The 15919-nt window shown below is 60.1% G+C and carries 15 protein-coding genes; 9 read left to right on the top strand and 6 right to left on the bottom strand.

Going from position 1 to position 15919, the window contains the following annotated elements; translation table 11 throughout:
- Positions 1-408 precede the first annotated feature (408 nt).
- From coaD to AC1ROR_RS05710, 6 genes are all read left to right on the top strand, one after another.
- Positions 409-903, top strand: coding sequence for a pantetheine-phosphate adenylyltransferase (gene coaD, locus AC1ROR_RS05735; protein WP_003495706.1), 495 nt, complete (start codon positions 409-411; stop codon positions 901-903).
- 29 nt (positions 904-932) lie between these two features.
- Entirely contained in the window at positions 933-1502 is a 570-nt protein-coding gene (locus AC1ROR_RS05730) for a peptidylprolyl isomerase (protein WP_035223126.1), read from the top strand.
- 36 nt (positions 1503-1538) lie between these two features.
- On the top strand, positions 1539-2048 hold the full coding sequence (locus tag AC1ROR_RS05725) for a peptidylprolyl isomerase (RefSeq protein ID WP_003495709.1): 510 nt from the start codon (positions 1539-1541) through the stop codon (positions 2046-2048).
- 237 nt (positions 2049-2285) lie between these two features.
- The gene (gene queA / locus AC1ROR_RS05720; protein WP_498588846.1) at positions 2286-3368 is read left to right on the top strand and encodes a tRNA preQ1(34) S-adenosylmethionine ribosyltransferase-isomerase QueA; all 1083 of its coding nucleotides are present in this window, start codon (positions 2286-2288) and stop codon (positions 3366-3368) included.
- Positions 3368-4498, top strand: coding sequence for a tRNA guanosine(34) transglycosylase Tgt (gene tgt / locus AC1ROR_RS05715; RefSeq protein WP_035223134.1), 1131 nt, complete (start codon positions 3368-3370; stop codon positions 4496-4498). Before queA ends, tgt begins: the two co-directional genes overlap by 1 nt.
- 37 nt (positions 4499-4535) lie before the next feature.
- Positions 4536-5693 (top strand): aminodeoxychorismate synthase component I, encoded by a 1158-nt coding sequence (locus AC1ROR_RS05710; RefSeq protein WP_498588845.1) that lies wholly within the window; start codon positions 4536-4538, stop codon positions 5691-5693.
- Here AC1ROR_RS05710 and AC1ROR_RS05705 read toward each other — a convergent pair whose 3' ends face one another.
- From AC1ROR_RS05705 to AC1ROR_RS05685, 5 genes are all read right to left on the bottom strand, one after another.
- Positions 5694-6971 (bottom strand): type III PLP-dependent enzyme, encoded by a 1278-nt coding sequence (locus AC1ROR_RS05705; RefSeq protein ID WP_498588844.1) that lies wholly within the window; start codon positions 6969-6971, stop codon positions 5694-5696. It lies immediately after the preceding gene.
- Positions 6955-8487 (bottom strand): AMP-binding protein, encoded by a 1533-nt coding sequence (locus AC1ROR_RS05700; RefSeq protein WP_498588843.1) that lies wholly within the window; start codon positions 8485-8487, stop codon positions 6955-6957. The genes AC1ROR_RS05705 and AC1ROR_RS05700 overlap by 17 nt, the downstream gene beginning before the upstream one ends.
- Positions 8484-8747, bottom strand: a complete 264-nt coding sequence (locus AC1ROR_RS05695; protein WP_035223143.1) for an acyl carrier protein — start codon at positions 8745-8747, stop codon at positions 8484-8486. Before AC1ROR_RS05695 ends, AC1ROR_RS05700 begins: the two co-directional genes overlap by 4 nt.
- An 86-nt stretch (positions 8748-8833) precedes the next feature.
- The gene (locus AC1ROR_RS05690; RefSeq protein ID WP_498589178.1) at positions 8834-9592 is read right to left on the bottom strand and encodes a hypothetical protein; all 759 of its coding nucleotides are present in this window, start codon (positions 9590-9592) and stop codon (positions 8834-8836) included.
- Between the two features lie 284 nt (positions 9593-9876).
- Positions 9877-11004 carry an S-(hydroxymethyl)glutathione dehydrogenase/class III alcohol dehydrogenase gene (locus AC1ROR_RS05685; protein WP_035223144.1) on the bottom strand — a complete coding sequence of 376 codons (1128 nt, stop codon included), beginning with the start codon at positions 11002-11004 and terminating at the stop codon, positions 9877-9879.
- Between the two features lie 556 nt (positions 11005-11560).
- Between AC1ROR_RS05685 and AC1ROR_RS05680 the strand changes: the two genes are divergently transcribed.
- The 3 genes from AC1ROR_RS05680 to AC1ROR_RS05670 are packed head-to-tail and all read left to right on the top strand — an operon-like array spanning position 11561 to position 13915.
- Positions 11561-12820, top strand: coding sequence for a TadE/TadG family type IV pilus assembly protein (locus AC1ROR_RS05680; RefSeq protein ID WP_498588842.1), 1260 nt, complete (start codon positions 11561-11563; stop codon positions 12818-12820).
- Positions 12801-13340, top strand: a complete 540-nt coding sequence (locus AC1ROR_RS05675) for a TadE/TadG family type IV pilus assembly protein (RefSeq protein WP_498588841.1) — start codon at positions 12801-12803, stop codon at positions 13338-13340. The genes AC1ROR_RS05680 and AC1ROR_RS05675 overlap by 20 nt, the downstream gene beginning before the upstream one ends.
- Positions 13337-13915 carry a TadE/TadG family type IV pilus assembly protein gene (locus AC1ROR_RS05670; RefSeq protein WP_498588840.1) on the top strand — a complete coding sequence of 193 codons (579 nt, stop codon included), beginning with the start codon at positions 13337-13339 and terminating at the stop codon, positions 13913-13915. Before AC1ROR_RS05675 ends, AC1ROR_RS05670 begins: the two co-directional genes overlap by 4 nt.
- 42 nt (positions 13916-13957) lie before the next feature.
- Here AC1ROR_RS05670 and trmFO read toward each other — a convergent pair whose 3' ends face one another.
- On the bottom strand, positions 13958-15415 hold the full coding sequence (gene trmFO, locus AC1ROR_RS05665; RefSeq protein ID WP_498588839.1) for a methylenetetrahydrofolate--tRNA-(uracil(54)-C(5))-methyltransferase (FADH(2)-oxidizing) TrmFO: 1458 nt from the start codon (positions 15413-15415) through the stop codon (positions 13958-13960).
- Positions 15416-15919: the final 504 nt, after the last annotated feature.

Here is a 15919-nt window from a genome sequence, read left to right as displayed (position 1 = left end):
CCTTTGGTTCTTTCTTAACGCGCCATGTGCGATCATGTTCCGCGTCAACCGTAAAAATCGATTAGCATCGCGCCTGTGAAACTTCCTTGAATGGCTTGTTCATCTGGCGTTCAGGAAACTGGCGGCGGGCGTCATTCGAAAAAAAGATACTCGGCAGCGAATGATGCGACCATCGAAAGAACGATCATGAAGGCCAGCATTTTCAATTCTCCGGATGCTTAACGGGTGAGAGGCGTTTCGGTTTCCTGTTGGGCTCCATTTATAAAAAATAGCCCTGAAACCGCACTGAACGGCCTATTCATCCGTGGTTCACGCCGCGCCGACCACGGGCCGGGGTGGTAAAAGTCTTGCGCCGCGACCGTCTCCATGACAAAAGGCGGCACATAACGCCCACCACCTGAGAGCGATATGACGATTGCCTTTTATCCAGGATCCTTCGATCCGATGACCAACGGACATCTGGATGTGCTTATTCAGGCGCTGAACGTCGCGTCCAAAGTCATCGTCGCCGTTGGCATCCATCCCGGAAAAGCGCCGATGTTCAGTTTCGAGGAGCGGGCGGCGCTGATACGCCAAGCCCTTTCCGAGACCCTGCCGGGCGAAGCGGCGCGCATGGAGGTCGTTTCCTTCGATAATCTGGTTGTCGATGCCGCCCGTCAGCACGGCGCACGTCTTCTGCTGCGCGGCCTGCGGGATGGCACCGATCTTGATTATGAAATGCAGATGGCCGGCATGAACCGCCAGATGGCGCCGGACATCCAGACCGTATTCCTGCCCGCCGGCACCTCGTCGCGACCCATTACAGCCACATTGGTCCGGCAGATCGCCGCCATGGGCGGCAATGTCGACGCCTTCGTGCCAAAAGCCGTGCTTGAAGCCCTCAACGCCAAGCTGAAGCGCTGACTTCAGCCTCACATTCTGGAGCCAATCCGATGAAACTCGTTCGATTTGCCTTTGCCGGCGCCCTGTTTGCGGGCGCGCTTGCCGCCAGCACCCTTGCATCTGCCGCCGAACTCCTGACCGTCCAGCTGAAGGACGGCCCTGTTGTCATCGAGCTGATGCCTGAGGTTGCGCCCAAGCACGTGGCGCAGATCGAGGCGCTGGCCAAGAAGGGCGCTTATGACAATGTCGCCTTCCACCGCGTCATCGACGGCTTCATGGCGCAGACCGGCGACGTGCAGTATGGCAACATGGAGAAGGGCTTCAGCGCCCAGCGCGCGGGCACCGGTGGTTCCGATCTGCCGGATATTCCGGCCGAATTCTCCAAGGTTCCCTTCACGCGCGGCGTGGTCGGCATGGCTCGCTCGCAGGATCCGAATTCCGCCAATTCGCAGTTCTTCATCATGTTTGCCGACGGTCCGTTCCTGAACGGCCAGTATACCGTGGTCGGCAAGGTCGTGTCCGGCATGGAAGCCGTGGACAAGATCAAGCGCGGCGCCGGCGGCAATGGCGAAGTTTCCAACCCCGACCGGATGATCAAGGTCACCGTCGGCAAGAAGTAAGGTAGGGCAATAGAGCCCGAACAGAGGAGAATAATCATGGCCGAGATCAAGGATCCGGAAAACACCATCATCATGGAAACGACGACCGGCAAGGTCGTGATCCAGCTTCTTCCGGAAGTTGCTCCGGGCCACGTTGCCCGCATCAAGGAACTGGTATCGGAAGGCGCTTATGACGGCGTCGTGTTCCACCGCGTCATCGAAGACTTCATGGCCCAGACGGGCGACGTGAAGTTCGGCAAGAAGGGTGCGGAAAGCTTCAATCCGGCCCGCGCCGGCATGGGCGGCTCCGACAAGCCGGACCTGAAGGCTGAATTCTCCGCCATTCCGCATGTGCGCGGCACCTGCTCCATGGCCCGTTCGCAGAGCCCGAACTCCGCCAACTCGCAGTTCTTCATCTGCTTCACCGATTCGCCCTGGCTGAACAAGCAGTACACCGTCTGGGGCCAGGTCATCGAAGGCATGGAAGCCATCGACAAGGTCAAGCGCGGCGAGCCGGTGAAGGACCCCGATTCGATCGTTTCCATCAAGCTTGCTTCTGCGGCCTGAGAATAGAGAGTTTTCCCCGCCTTGCTTGGCTGCTGGGCGGGGGATGTTTTGCTGATTGAGTGCTCCTCGCACTCGGCGTCATCCTCGGGCTTGACCCGAGGACCCATCACCCGGCGACGTCGTGGATCCTCGGGTCAAGCCCGAGGATGACGTCGAGGTGAGGGAGCCCCTTCACCAACAACGACCCGCCGGCAGTTTGCTGCGAGGCGGGTTTTGATATTTTCGAGAGCCCCTGCAATGCGTGTAGACCTGTTCGATTTCGACCTGCCCGAGGAGAATATCGCCCTGCGCCCGGCGAACCCGCGCGATAGTGCGCGCCTGCTGGTGGTCGATCCGAATGAAAACCGTATGGAAGACCACCGCGTCTTCGACCTGCCGTCCTTCCTGAAGCCCGGCGATGCGCTTGTCTTCAACGACACCCGCGTCATTCCCGCCCAGCTCGAAGGTGTCAGGCTGCGCGAAGGTGCGCCGGAGACGGCGGTTTCGGCCACGCTGCACATGCGCGCCGATCAATCCCGCTGGAAGGCTTTCGCGCGTCCCGGCAAGCGCATCAAGCAGGGCGACCGCATCCGTTTCGGTTACGAGCGCGACAATGCCTGCGGCCTTGCCCATCTGGAAGCCACCGTCGAGGAGAAGGGCGAGGAGGGCGAGATCACGCTGCTGTTCGACGTTTCCGGTCCTGTGCTGGACGAGGCGATTGCCTCGGTCGGCCATATTCCCTTGCCGCCTTATATCGCGGCGAAACGCCCGGAAGATGCACAGGATCAGACCGACTACCAGACCATCTATGCCCGCGAAAAGGGCGCCGTTGCCGCCCCCACCGCCGGGCTGCATTTCACGCCCGATCTGTTTGCCGCGCTGGACAGGGTGGGCATCGAGCGGCATTTCGTGACGCTTCACGTCGGGGCAGGCACCTTCCTTCCGGTGAAGTCCGACGATACCGACGACCACAAGATGCATTTCGAGATCGGCCATGTGTCGCAGGAAACCGCCGACCGGCTGAATGTCGTCAAGGCGCGCGGCGGACGGATCGTTTGCGTCGGCACGACATCGCTGCGCCTGATCGAAAGTGCTGCCGACGAAAATGGCGTTATCCATCCATGGTCCGATGCCACCGGCATCTTCATCACGCCGGGATATCGCTTCCGCGCGGTCGATATTCTGATGACGAATTTCCACCTGCCGAAATCGACGCTGTTCATGCTCGTTTCGGCTTTCTGCGGTCTCGAAACGATGCGTGACGCTTATAAGCACGCCATCGAAACCGGATACCGTTTCTATTCCTATGGCGATTCCAGCCTGTTGTTTCGGAAAAACTGATGCACGACAAATTCACCTTCACCCTGAAAGCCACGAGCGGCGGCGCGCGCCTCGGCGAAGTCGCCATGCCGCGCGGTGTCATCCGCACGCCCGCCTTCATGCCGGTTGGCACTGTTGGCACCGTCAAGGCCATGTATCTCGATCAGGTGCGTGAGCTGGGGGCCGATATCATTCTCGGCAATACCTATCACCTGATGCTGCGTCCCGGCCCGGAGCGTGTTGCGCGTCTTGGCGGTCTGCATGAGTTGATCCGCTGGCCGCATCCGATCCTCACCGACAGCGGCGGTTTTCAGGTCATGTCGCTTTCCGGCCTGCGCAAGCTCGACGAGAAGGGCGTGACCTTCAAGAGCCATGTGGACGGTTCGCTGCACCACATGTCGCCAGAGCGCTCGATCGAAATTCAGGGCATGCTCGATTCCGACATCCAGATGCAGCTCGATGAATGCATTGCGCTACCGGCCGAGCGCAAGGAAATCGAGCGCGCCATGGAAATGTCGCTGCGCTGGGCGGAACGCTGCCGTGTCGCGTTCGGAGAACAGCCGGGCAAGGCCATGTTCGGCATCGTGCAGGGCGGCGACCAGCCGGACTTGCGCGTCCGTTCCGCCGAAGGGTTGAAGCAGCTTGATCTGAAGGGTTATGCGGTCGGCGGTCTTGCCGTCGGCGAGCCGCAGGATGTGATGCTCGGCATGCTCGATATCACCCTGCCGGTGCTGCCCACCGAAAAGCCGCGTTACCTGATGGGCGTCGGAACGCCTGACGACATCCTGAAATCGGTGGCGCGCGGCATCGACATGTTCGACTGCGTGATGCCCACCCGGTCCGGCCGCCACGGGCTTGCCTTTACCCGTCGTGGCAGGGTCAATATCCGCAATGCCCGCCATGCCGAGGATATGCGCCCGCTCGACGAGCAGTCCAACTGCCCGGCCTCGCGCGATTATTCCCGCGCCTATCTGCATCACCTCACGCGCTCCAACGAGGCGCTGGGCGGCATGCTGCTCTCCTGGCACAATCTTGCCTATTATCAGGAGCTGATGCAGGGTATCCGCAAGTCGATCGAGGAAGGCCGTTTCGCCGATTTTTATGCGGAAACCATAGAGATGTGGGCGCGCGGCGATATAGACCCGGTCTGATCCTTCCCGACCCTTTCTCCTGTTTCGGACGCTCTCCTTGGCACATGCGCCTTACGTTCTTTTCCGGGATGATACGACCGGCACGGTGACAGCCTTCACCGAGCCGGAAGAACTCATCGTCGCGGACGAGCCTGAGGCGTTTTTTGCGGCGCTGAAGCGCATGGAGCAGCTGCGCCGCGACGGGAAATATCTTGCCGGCTATATGTCCTACGAGGCGGGTTTCCTGTTCGAGCCGAAGCTTGCGCCTTTTGCGGCCGAGCCCCGCAATGTGCCATTTCTGCGCTTTGGCGTCTTCTCCGCTCCGCAGCCGGATGCCGGGCGATTTTGGCGCCCCGGCGAGGTGCCGGATGCGGACGCATTTCTCTCCGATCTCCGGCCCGCATGGACGCTTGAAGAATATTGCCAGCGCTTCGAGCGGCTGCATGATCATCTGCGCCGCGGCGACTGTTACCAGGGCAATCTGACCATGCCCGTTCATGCCCGCTGGAGCGGAGATCCGCTGACAGCCTTCTGGTCGTTGGTTGAGCGCCAGCCGGTGAAATATGGCGCGCTGGTCGATCTCGGCGGCCCGGTTATCCTGTCACGCTCACCAGAACTGTTTTTCTCGGTGGATCGCGAGGGTATTATCGAAACCCATCCGATGAAGGGCACGACGCCGCGTGGAGCCGATGCGGAAGAGGACCGGGCGATCATCGCGACGATGCTGACCGATGAAAAGACGCTGGCTGAAAACCGCATGATCGTCGATCTGCTGCGCAACGATATTTCCCGCATCACCGAGGTTGGCAGCCTCGATGTGCCACGGCTGTTCGATATCGAGACCTATCCGACCGTGCACCAGATGGTCAGCCATGTGCGGGCGAGACTTCTGCCTGAGGCGACGGTCGAGGATATTTTTGCCGCGCTGTTTCCCTGCGGCTCCGTTACCGGCGCGCCGAAAATGTGGGCGATGAAAATCCTGCGCGAGCTGGAAGAGACGCCACGCGACGCCTATTGCGGCGCGATCGGCGTCATGTCTCCATATGGTGAGATGCGGTTCTCCGTGGCGATCCGCACGCTCAGCCTGTTTGACGATGGCCGCGCCGTCTTCAATGTCGGCGGCGGTATCGTTTTCGATTCCGTGGCCGAGGCGGAATATGATGAGTGCCTGCTGAAATCCAAATTCGCGGTTGGCGACAGGTTGCTGCGGGGCTGATCAGCGCCCGACCACCTCAAACGCCCCATCTTCCACCAGCACTTCCTTTGCTGGCGCATGGCTGAGAAAACCCGTGGGGCTGGCGCTGGCGCCATAGGCTCCCGATTGCAGGATGGCGACGAGGTCTCCGGCTTTCAGCTTCGGCAGGGCGGCATTGCGGGCCAGCGTATCGAGCGGTGTGCAGAGCGGGCCGACGATGGTTGCCGTTTCCTCATGGTTCGCCTGCATCATGGCGGGTGCCACGATGGGATAGTTGCGCTTGACGATCTGGCCGAGATTGCCGGATGCGGCCAGATGATGGTGCATGCCGCCATCCGTGACCACGAAGGTGGTGCCGCGCGAGGTCTTTACCGAATTGACTTCCGCCACATAGATACCGCCGGGACCCGCGAGGAAGCGGCCGGGTTCGACAATGACATGGGCGTCAGCAATCAGCGGATGCGCCCGCATGAGCGCCTTGAGGTCGGGAATGGCGGCGCTTACCGTTGCGAGATCGAGCGGCGTCTCCCCGGCGAAATAGGGGATGCCGAGGCCGCCGCCGAGATCGATGGTCTGAAGCGGCCTGCCGAGCATGTCCGCCATGCGCGCCGCAAGGGAAATGGAGTATCTCCACTGGGAGACAAGCATGTCCGCGTCGAGGATCTGCGTGCCGCCGTAGATATGGATGCCGACGAGATTGATATGCCTGCTGTCGCTGAACAGGGGCAGGACGTTTTCCAGCTCTTCCTCATCGAAACCGAAGGCGGTGGCCTTGCCGCCCATGCGCATGGCGCCCGCCTGCGCGTCCGGCACCGGATTGATGCGGATCGAGGCCTTGACCGGCCTGCCGATGGCTTCGATGCGGGAAATTTCCTCGGCGCTCTCGATATGGATTTCGCCGATGCCGCCCTCGATCACTTCCAGCAATTCGGCGTGGCGTTTGCCGGGGCCGGCGAAGATGATCTTTTCCGGCGGCACACCCGCCTTGATGGCGGCGCGATATTCACCGACAGAGGCGATTTCCGCACCGGCGCCTTCTTCGCGGAAGAGCGACACGATGGCGGGCAGGGGATTGGCCTTCACGGAATAATAAATATCGGCAAAGCCACTCAGCGCGGTTTCGAGATCGCGATAAGCGCGGCGCATGGCGCTCGCGTCATAGAGGAAACACGGCGTTCCGGTCTCGGCGACGATATCGCGCACTGCAAGGCCGCCGATGACGAGATCGTTTTCACTGACAGCAAATTGCGCGGCGGCAAGGGCAGGGCCGTGGCTCTGGGGTCTATCCGTGGGCGCCATTGTCCGTCCGTTCGCGCACCAGCGCGCGGTAGTCCACCTTGCCATTGGCCGTGACCGGAAGCCGGTCGACCAGTTCGATGGCGCGGGGAATCATGAAGGGGGCGAGTGTCTCGGCGGCTTTCCTGAGCGCTGCCGAAATGTCGATGTTCTCATTTGCAGCGGTTGCGACGGCATGGACCTTTTCGCCCGCAAAGGGGTCCGGCAGGCCGATGACGGCGACCTGCTGGAAAAGGCCCGTCGACATCAGGCTCTCCTCCACCTCGGTCGGGCTGATGCGATAGCCTGACGATTTGATCATCGCATCGTTGCGGGCCACGAAGCTGAAAAAGCCATCCTCGTCCTCCACCGCCAGATCGCCGGAGTAACAGACGGTTTCGCCGCCCAGCGCCGCCGGAATGAAGGGGTGGGGGCGCAGCACCTTGGCCGTGTCTTCCGGCCGGTTCCAGTAGCCCAGCGAAACGGTTGGGCCGCGATGGACGAGAATGCCGGGCTCGCCCGGCTTTGCCCTTTGTCCCTTGTCGGTGACGATGAAGATTTCACATTCCGGAATGGCCTTGCCGATGGAGGTCGGGCGATTATCGATCTCGTCCGGCGGCAGAAAGGTGGAGCGGAAGGCTTCCGTGAGACCATACATCAGATAGATTTTTGTATCCGGCAGCCGGTCGCGCAGCGCCTTGACGGTTTCCTGCGGAACGCGGCCGCCGGAATTGGTGATGTAGCGCAGCTGCGGCAGCGGCGTTTTCGCCAGCAGGGGCGCCGCCCTGGTCAGGATCGCCCAGACGGTTGGAACGCCTGCAAGGCCGGTAATGGCGTGGTCGCGCAGATCGCGGACGATATCGTCGCCCAGTCTGAAGGTGGAGATGATCGTTGTCGCGCCCTGTTCCACCGCCGTCAGCAGCTGGTTCAGGCCGTAATCGAAGCTGAAGGGCAGGAGGGAAAGAATACGGTCTGTGGCCGTGATCCCCAGATAGGTGCGCACGATGCGCGCGCCGGCCAGAAGATTGCGATGCGACAGCATGACGCCCTTGGGCGATCCGGTGGAGCCTGATGTGTAGAGGATCGCGGCCAGGTCCTCGCCGATTGCAGCCGAGTCTCTCGCCGGCGCGGCCGGGCGTTTGTCGATATCTTCCGCCAGCAGCACTTTGACATCTGCCAGGTCTTCCAGGGCAGCACCCAGCTCATCCGTCATCGCAGCAGTGCTGATGATGATTTTCGCGCCGCAATCCCTGACGATATGGCGGATCTGCTGTGCCTTCAAAAGTGCGTTGACCGGCACGAAGACGCAGGACGCCATGCTCACGCCGAAGATCGACCAGCACTCCTCGATACCGCGCGGCAGGAAGATGAGGATGCGGTCACCACGCTCCGCTCCGGCCTCCCGCAGGGCTGTCGCGCAACGCGCAGCCGCATCGGAAAATTCGCGGTAGCTCAGCGATTTTTCCTTGTAGACGAGTGCCTCATCGCCGCTTTCCGCCCGCGCAGTGAGCAGGTGGTGCAGCAGGACGTGGGGTGTCATCTGCGCCGTTCCTGCATGACGAAGCTTATGAGATCGGCCGGTGTGCCGAGGTTTTCCGGCGTGAAATGCTCGTCATTGAGGATTATGCCGAAGCCTTCGCCGAGAAAGATCATCAGTTCGAGGAAGCCGAGCGAATCAATCGCGCCGCCTTCGAGCAATTGTGTATCGTCTGCGAAAGGCGCATGGGCCGGGAAACGCTGCGAGAGGTAGGAATAAACGGTCTCTGCTACATCCGCTTCCCTGAGTTGCGCTGAAACCATGCTTGTTCTCCGCTCGTTCGCGCTGTCGGGATATATTTGGCCGAAGCGCCTTTTCTTCTTTGCAGGCAGGGTTCAACGCGGTCTTTTCAGGAGCGTCCCAATACCCAGGGTGGCAATAACACCAATTCTGAATATGTTTCGTTAATAAACCGTGGGTTCCATGCGCCTTTTACTTGTATCGGCGCGGATTTGAGCACGGCGAAGCCGCCGGCGTCCCGTTCTTCATCGGAGGCTGCCATGGTCATGGCGAGCCGGCCCCTGCGAAGAAGGTGGCGGGCAATTGCCGATATGTGCCTTTGCGCAAGCTGCCTGTCCTCGCAATAGATGAGGCGGGCCGAAGGCAGCCTCTTGGTCGTTGTTTTCAGGAACACCAGCGGATGATGAATTTGATCCGCCTCCAGCACCGTCACGATGCAGCCGAAACGCGCATGATCCTCCAGAGTGTCGCGCATCGCCGCAGATAGCGCGCCGAGCGGCACGTCGGCAAGCGAGCGCAGCCGCGCCCTTGCCGGACCGATCGCCTTTGGCAGCAGGGGATAAAAGAGCGTGTAATCCGTTACAGTCGAAAACCCCAGCCTCTCGTTCAGCTTGCAGGCTTCGGGAGACGGGGTGAAGTCGGTGAAGGTTTCCTCTTCGGAGGACGAGGCCATTTGCAGCATTCGCGGTGCAAACCACCGGCTGGACGGCTCGACATACCAGCTCGACAGGTTGACGACGATCTGGTCGGTATCGGGCAGGCGGCTCCTGATCGTCAGGAGAACGCCGACGGCATCATCGCCCTTTATCAGCAATTGCCCGATCGCGCCGAGGTCCCGCCGCTCATGATGTGCACTGATAAACGACAGGCCGCGAGACCAGAAGGCCTCGCCTTTTTCGGGGAAACCCTTCGTCAGAAGCGCAACGGCGGCGACGCGGTTTCCGTTGTCGATGGGTATTATTTTCAGAGGTCGCTCCCGCAGTCTGGCGTCGTGCCGGCTTCCGGGGGTATTTTCAACCCCACCGGGCAATATTGGCTTACGACGATAGATTTACCGTCCCGTTAATCGCGGCGGCAGCAAGGCGCGGGGTGGTGATCACATTTGCATGAACGGCAGACGCGCGGGGCACGTCTGCCGTGGTGGCTAGCCGATCAATAGACAACGACGCCGCGGATGCTTTCGCCCTTGTGCATCAGGTCGAAGCCCTTGTTGATGTCTTCGAGCGGCATCGTATGGGTGATCATCGGATCGATCTGGATCTTGCCTTCCATGTACCAGTCGACGATCTTCGGTACATCGGTGCGACCGCGTGCGCCGCCGAAGGCCGTGCCCATCCAGTTGCGGCCGGTGACCAGCTGGAACGGACGCGTCGAGATTTCCTGGCCGGCGCCGGCAACGCCGATGATGACCGATTTGCCCCAGCCGCGATGCGAGGCTTCCAGCGCCTGGCGCATGACTTTTGTATTGCCCGTGCAGTCGAACGTATAGTCCGCGCCGCCGATCAGATCGCCATTGCGCTTCGTCATGTTGACGAGATAGGGCACGATGTCGTCGCCCACTTCCTTCGGGTTGACGAAATGGGTCATGCCGAACTTCTCGCCCCAGGCCTTGCGGTCGGGGTTGATGTCCACGCCGATGATCATGTCCGCACCGGCAAGGCGCAGGCCCTGCAGCACGTTGAGGCCGATGCCGCCGAGACCGAAGACGATGGCGGTGGAACCGATCTCGACCTTGGCGGTGTTGATGACCGCGCCGATACCGGTCGTTACGCCGCAGCCAATGTAGCAGACCTTGTCGAAGGGAGCATCCGGGTTGATCTTGGCCAGCGCGATCTCGGGCAGGACGGTGTAGTTCGAGAAGGTCGAGCAGCCCATATAATGGTGGATCTTGTCCTTGCCGATCGAGAATCGGCTCGTGCCATCGGGCATCACGCCCTGGCCCTGGGTGGCGCGGATGGAGGTGCAGAGATTGGTCTTGCGCGAGGTGCAGGAATAACACTCGCGGCATTCTGGCGTGTAGAGCGGAATGACATGGTCACCCTTCTTGACCGAGGTGACGCCGGGGCCGACATCAACGACAACACCAGCGCCCTCATGGCCAAGAATGGCAGGGAACAGGCCTTCCGGATCAGCGCCCGACAGGGTGAAATCGTCGGTATGGCAGATGCCGGTCGCCTTGACCTCGATCAGCACTTCGCCAGCGCGCGGACCTTCCAGCTGCACGGTCATGACCTCAAGCGGTTTTCCTGCCTGAATGGCAACTGCGGCGCGAACGTCCATTTTCGATCTCCTGGTATTGTCTTGTGATTGAACAGGGCTGTTTTGCCCGAGCTTGGCTGGAGGGACAAGGGGCAAAGGCGCCTTTCGCCTATCCGTCGCACTCAAAAAGACGAGACCGGCCCAACGCTCGCAGGGACAAGCGCGGATCGGTAGAATTGTATTGTCGCAATTGAGTTTCCACCTGTCGTATTCAATGCAGTATTTCGACTATGATAAATTATGAATATCTGATTTAAATATATGATTTTGCATATTATTTTTAGTTCTGGTGTGATCTTTAATTTACGAATCTCGTGTTTAATTCGCCGTATTGAATGACGAATGGAATTTCGCCCGTAATTGTTACGATCGACCGGTGGATTGAGAAATTTTGATCTCCCGAGTGTGACTGCCCGGGCCATTCATATCGCACCGCCATGAGAGCGGCCCGCATCCGCGGCTTTGTTGAGTTTGTTTTGCGACAGCCCGGGCGCTTCGTCCGGCTGCGGCCTTTGTCTGTCCGGCTGGGGAAGGAGCTGGGACGATCCTTGGTGGTTCATGAAAAGCGATAGGTACAATGTTTTATATTGAAAGAATACTGCACGCCCTGACGAGTGATTTTCACTCGCTTCTCAAGGACCGGCGGGCGAATTTTGCGATTCTCACGGCATTGCTGATGCCCATCTTCCTCTTCACTTTCGGGCTGCTCTTCGAGGGTGGCCGGGCTCTGGCCTATTACAGCCAGTCAAAACGGGTGATCGCGCAGGCCTGTGAGCGTTCGACGAAACCGACCCGGACGAATGTGCCGCTCGATGAGGTGCGCCGTAAAAATGTGCTCGACACGTTCGATGCGCTCATTCGCTCCACCAAACAGAAGGTGTTGAGCCGCGAAGTGAAGATCGACTGGTTGACCACCGATATCGAAGCGAAATTCACCTACGATACGGTGTTGGGGGACATGTTCGATGTCGAAAAATTGGATTACGCGCTGACCTACCGTTGTGGTGGCATTCCTCCCTATCCCTATGATGGCGAGGTAATCGTCAACAATACTTTCGACCGGCTGAACGGCAAGGACCGGGTCCTTAAATATGGCAAAAGCCCCAAGACCCCTAACGGTTGCTGGGGGGTCTACAGCTATCAGGAACTCGGATGGGACGGCGGCACAGGTCCGGGCATCGAGCTTCAGGACTGGAGCAATGCCGAGTGTCGTGCAAAACACGGCTGGCAGGGTTATGAGGAACCGAAGAAGGGCAACGATGCCGGCCTCGCCTGCGCCAGTGTCTCGCCGCAGGATAGCGCGCAGGCAGAGCCGAAAGATCCGAAAAAGAACGACAAGTTGAAAGAGGGCGATAAGGGTGCGTTGCAATCGACGGAAGCCAAGCTGCCGTGTCCGGTTAAATCAGACGAACCGCAAAGTCCTTCGCTGCAGACTGCCCAGAACGCCCGGATACCCCCGACCAAATATGTCGTGGAACTGGACAGTCACTGGGATGGGCAGAACAGGAAAGATGCCAACAGCTCCATCTTCAAATATGTGGAACTGCATCCGGGGAAATATGAGGTTTCGGTCTGGTATAATGGTCGTAATGATGCCTTTGGCGGTACCAACGACATCGACGTCTTCCTGCAGCCGCTGCGTCCGCAACTGGGCCCGGAAAAGAAAATCATCGAAATGGGACAGACGGGTAAGGTCTTCTGGGAACGCCGTAGTTACGCGATCACGGTCGATACATACTCCGTCTACAAGCTGACGATTGCTGCGGGCGGGAAAAGCGACAGCCTCGGTGGCATCATCACGGCTTTCGAGGTGACGTATGTCGACTCGCCGAAGTAAAGTGTTCTGTGACCGTTATCGTGGTCTGTTCAGGTCCTATGCGGCTGACATTCGCGCGGCGACCGCCGTCGAGTTCGGTCTGCTCCTGCCGGTCTTTTTTTTGCTGATCTTCGGTATTTTCGAAGTCGGCCTGGCACTGCTGCTCAGTCTCAATCTGTCGACGGCGGCCAATGCCGGGGGAGAATTGCTGCGCAAGGCGGCGGCAAGTCAGAGTGTGGTTACCGAAAGTGAGTTCAGGCGGGTCATCGCCTCGAATTTCCTGCTCGGCACGACGGAAGAGACTATGAAGATAACACTCGTTCCGATCCCGGATGCGGATTTCACCGCCGTGCCGTTGACTTTTCCGGTCGAGAACAAGTTTCAGGCGCCTGACAGGAAAGCCGGGCAATATCTGCTGGCGCTCGGTTACAATTGGCAATTCATCCTGCCTACCACGCGTCTGCTGATCCCAAGCGGCGGCAAGCGGCCGCAATTGCAGAATGTCTCTCTGGCGATCACCGCCGTTCGGGTGACGGAATGATGGTCTTTCGGCTGAAATCGGTCCTTGCCGCCTTGGTGCGGTCCCGTTGCGGTGTGGCTGCGGTGGAATTCTCTCTGCTATTGCCGATGTTGATCATTTTTCTCGCGGTGATGATTGAGATCGGTCGTGGCTGGCTGAGTTACGACCGTTTTGTTACTGTCGTCGATAATACTGCCCGGTGGTCCGCCCGTTTCCCGGAATTTGAGGAGCGGGTGAGGACGGGGGTGAAGACCTTCGTCATCGATGCCGGCCAGCCGCTCGACCCGGACAAGCTCGATCTGACCTTGCGGAGTGCCAAACTGGTAGGTGGTGTCGCCGTGACCGATTTCGCGCCCTACAATTTTTTCGGCTCGGCCGAAAACGTGACCTGGGACAAGATGCTGAGGGCGGGGAACTTCAAGGAGGAAGAGTCCGTCATCGTGATTTCGGGGCGTTACAAATATAGCCCCTTGTTCTCGTTCCTCAGCGCGACCACCTTCCATTTCGAATATGTGGCGACGGTCAATCCATATTTTTCCCGGCACTACAAATATCAGAAGGACAAGTCCGACTGGGCCTTCTGGAACGTTCGCTGACAGCACCGGCCACGGAATGCTTCGTGGCCGGTATCTTGCCGTTCAATGATCCTGAACAGTTCCCGCAGCCGGGGCGGTGTTGCCCGTCCCGAGCCACGCCGCACAATCCTTCAACGCCCGCGCTGCAATCAGCTGGCGTTTCATGATCGTCTTGTCCTTGCCGCGAAAACGCTTCACGCCTTCCGGCTTGACGATAGAACCCGGCTCCAGTTCCGGGAAGAGGCCGAAATTGATGTTCATCGGCTGGAAGGAGCGCTTGCCCGGCTCATCATCGGAAGAGAGGTGGCCGCCGGTGATGTGGTTGAGGAGCGAGCCGAGTGCGGTGGTGGCCGGCGGCAGGCTCGGAGCTTCACCCTTCCGTTCGGCGGCGGCGAAGCGGCCGGCGAGGAGGCCGACGGAGGCGCTTTCCACATAACCCTCGCAGCCGGTGATCTGGCCGGCGAAACGCAGGTCCGGCCGCGATTTCAGCTTCAGCGACGGATCGAGCAGGATCGGGGAATCGATATAGGTGTTGCGGTGCAGGCCGCCGAGGCGCGCGAATTCCGCATTTTCGAGGCCCGGTATCATGCGGAACACATCCGCCTGCACGCCGTATTTCAGCTTGGTCTGGAAACCAACCATGTTGTAGAGCGTGCCGAGCGCATTGTCCTGGCGCAGCTGCACGACGGCATAGGCCTTCACGGTGGGGGTATGGGCATTGGTCAAGCCCATGGGTTTCATCGGGCCATGGCGCAGGGTCTCGCGGCCGCGTTCGGCCATGATTTCGATCGGCAGGCAGCCGTCGAAATAGGGTGTACCTTCCCATTCCTTGAAACCGACCGTATCGCCCGCAATCAGCGCATCGATGAAGGCGTTATATTGTTCCTCGTTCAGGGGGCAGTTGATGTAATCCTTGCCCGTGCCGCCGGGGCCGACCTTGTCGTAACGCGACTGGTACCAGCAGATATCCATATTGATGCTGTCGCGGTGGACGATGGGGGCGATGGCGTCAAAAAAGGCAAGCGCATCTTCACCCGTTTCGGCCTGAACCGCCGCCGCCAGATCCGGCGAGGTGAGCGGGCCGGTGGCGATGATGGTGCTGCCCCATTCCTTCGGCGGCAGACCGTTCACTTCCTCGCGGATGATCGTCACCAGATGGTGACTTTCAAGCTCTTTCGTCACAGCCTCGGAGAACCCGTCGCGATCGACGGCAAGCGCGCCGCCGGCCGGCACCTGATGTCTGTCGGCGCAGGCCATGATCAGCGAACCGGCAAGCCGCATTTCGGCATGGATGACACCGACCGCATTGGCGGTCGCATCGTCGGAGCGGAAGGAGTTGGAACAGACCAGTTCTGCCAGCGTATCGCCCTTATGCGCATCCGTGCCGCGCACGCCGCGCATTTCATGCAGGATGACGGGCACGCCGCTCTGCGCGATCTGCCATGCGGCTTCCGAGCCGGCCAGCCCGCCGCCCACGACGTGAATGGGAGAAGTGGTCTTGTCTTGCATGCTGGCGTCCATCTGGCGTCCATGGGCCGCATGCGGGGCAGAGGCTCCCGTCCGGCGGCTGTCTCTTGAGTGATTGTTTCGCGCGGATCCCAGAGGACGCGGCATTGTTGCGGGATGCACTAGCATGCATGGCCGGGGCAGCCAAATGTTTTTGGGATGAGGCGGGCGAGGAAGAGGCGCGGGCATTGTGAAACGAGCGCGTGCCCCTTGTTTCTTCTCCCCGCCGGGGAGAAGTCCGCGGCAGCGGGATGAGGGGGCGAGGGTGGAGATATTCGGAGAGCTAGCCCCCCCATCCGACCCTTCGGGCCACCTTCTCCCCGGCGGGGAAAAGAAACAAGCGGCGGCGCAGTGCGCGTCAGATTGCACTGCATGTCGCGGGAAGCGCTTTTGCAGGCGGCACGCAGGGAAGGAACGAACCTTTGATATGTTGCAGCGATGCCGAGTTCCAGCCAACCCCCGGAATCAAAAACGGCGCCAGAGGCGCCGCTTTCTTTACCTGTCGCTCAATCGTCGCGC

It is taken from the genome of Agrobacterium sp. GW821-FHT14E08 (assembly GCF_058803865.1).
Note: the sequence above shows the minus strand (reverse complement) of the source record. Positions and strands in the feature narration are given on the sequence as shown.

Excerpts from the sequence above, each read along its gene's own strand:
- AC1ROR_RS05725 (WP_003495709.1), top strand. The coding sequence starts at position 1,539 with ATGGCCGAGATCAAGGATCCGGAAAACACCATCATCATGGAAACGACG.
- AC1ROR_RS05685 (WP_035223144.1), bottom strand. The coding sequence starts at position 11,004 with ATGGACGTTCGCGCCGCAGTTGCCATTCAGGCAGGAAAACCGCTTGAG.
- AC1ROR_RS05705 (WP_498588844.1), bottom strand. The coding sequence starts at position 6,971 with ATGGCGCCCACGGATAGACCCCAGAGCCACGGCCCTGCCCTTGCCGCC.
- AC1ROR_RS05675 (WP_498588841.1), top strand. The coding sequence starts at position 12,801 with ATGTCGACTCGCCGAAGTAAAGTGTTCTGTGACCGTTATCGTGGTCTG.
- AC1ROR_RS05730 (WP_035223126.1), top strand. The coding sequence starts at position 933 with ATGAAACTCGTTCGATTTGCCTTTGCCGGCGCCCTGTTTGCGGGCGCG.
- AC1ROR_RS05670 (WP_498588840.1), top strand. The coding sequence starts at position 13,337 with ATGATGGTCTTTCGGCTGAAATCGGTCCTTGCCGCCTTGGTGCGGTCC.
- trmFO (WP_498588839.1), bottom strand. The coding sequence starts at position 15,415 with ATGGACGCCAGCATGCAAGACAAGACCACTTCTCCCATTCACGTCGTG.
- AC1ROR_RS05680 (WP_498588842.1), top strand. The coding sequence starts at position 11,561 with ATGTTTTATATTGAAAGAATACTGCACGCCCTGACGAGTGATTTTCAC.
- AC1ROR_RS05700 (WP_498588843.1), bottom strand. The coding sequence starts at position 8,487 with ATGACACCCCACGTCCTGCTGCACCACCTGCTCACTGCGCGGGCGGAA.
- AC1ROR_RS05695 (WP_035223143.1), bottom strand. The coding sequence starts at position 8,747 with ATGGTTTCAGCGCAACTCAGGGAAGCGGATGTAGCAGAGACCGTTTAT.
- tgt (WP_035223134.1), top strand. The coding sequence starts at position 3,368 with ATGCACGACAAATTCACCTTCACCCTGAAAGCCACGAGCGGCGGCGCG.
- coaD (WP_003495706.1), top strand. The coding sequence starts at position 409 with ATGACGATTGCCTTTTATCCAGGATCCTTCGATCCGATGACCAACGGA.
- queA (WP_498588846.1), top strand. The coding sequence starts at position 2,286 with ATGCGTGTAGACCTGTTCGATTTCGACCTGCCCGAGGAGAATATCGCC.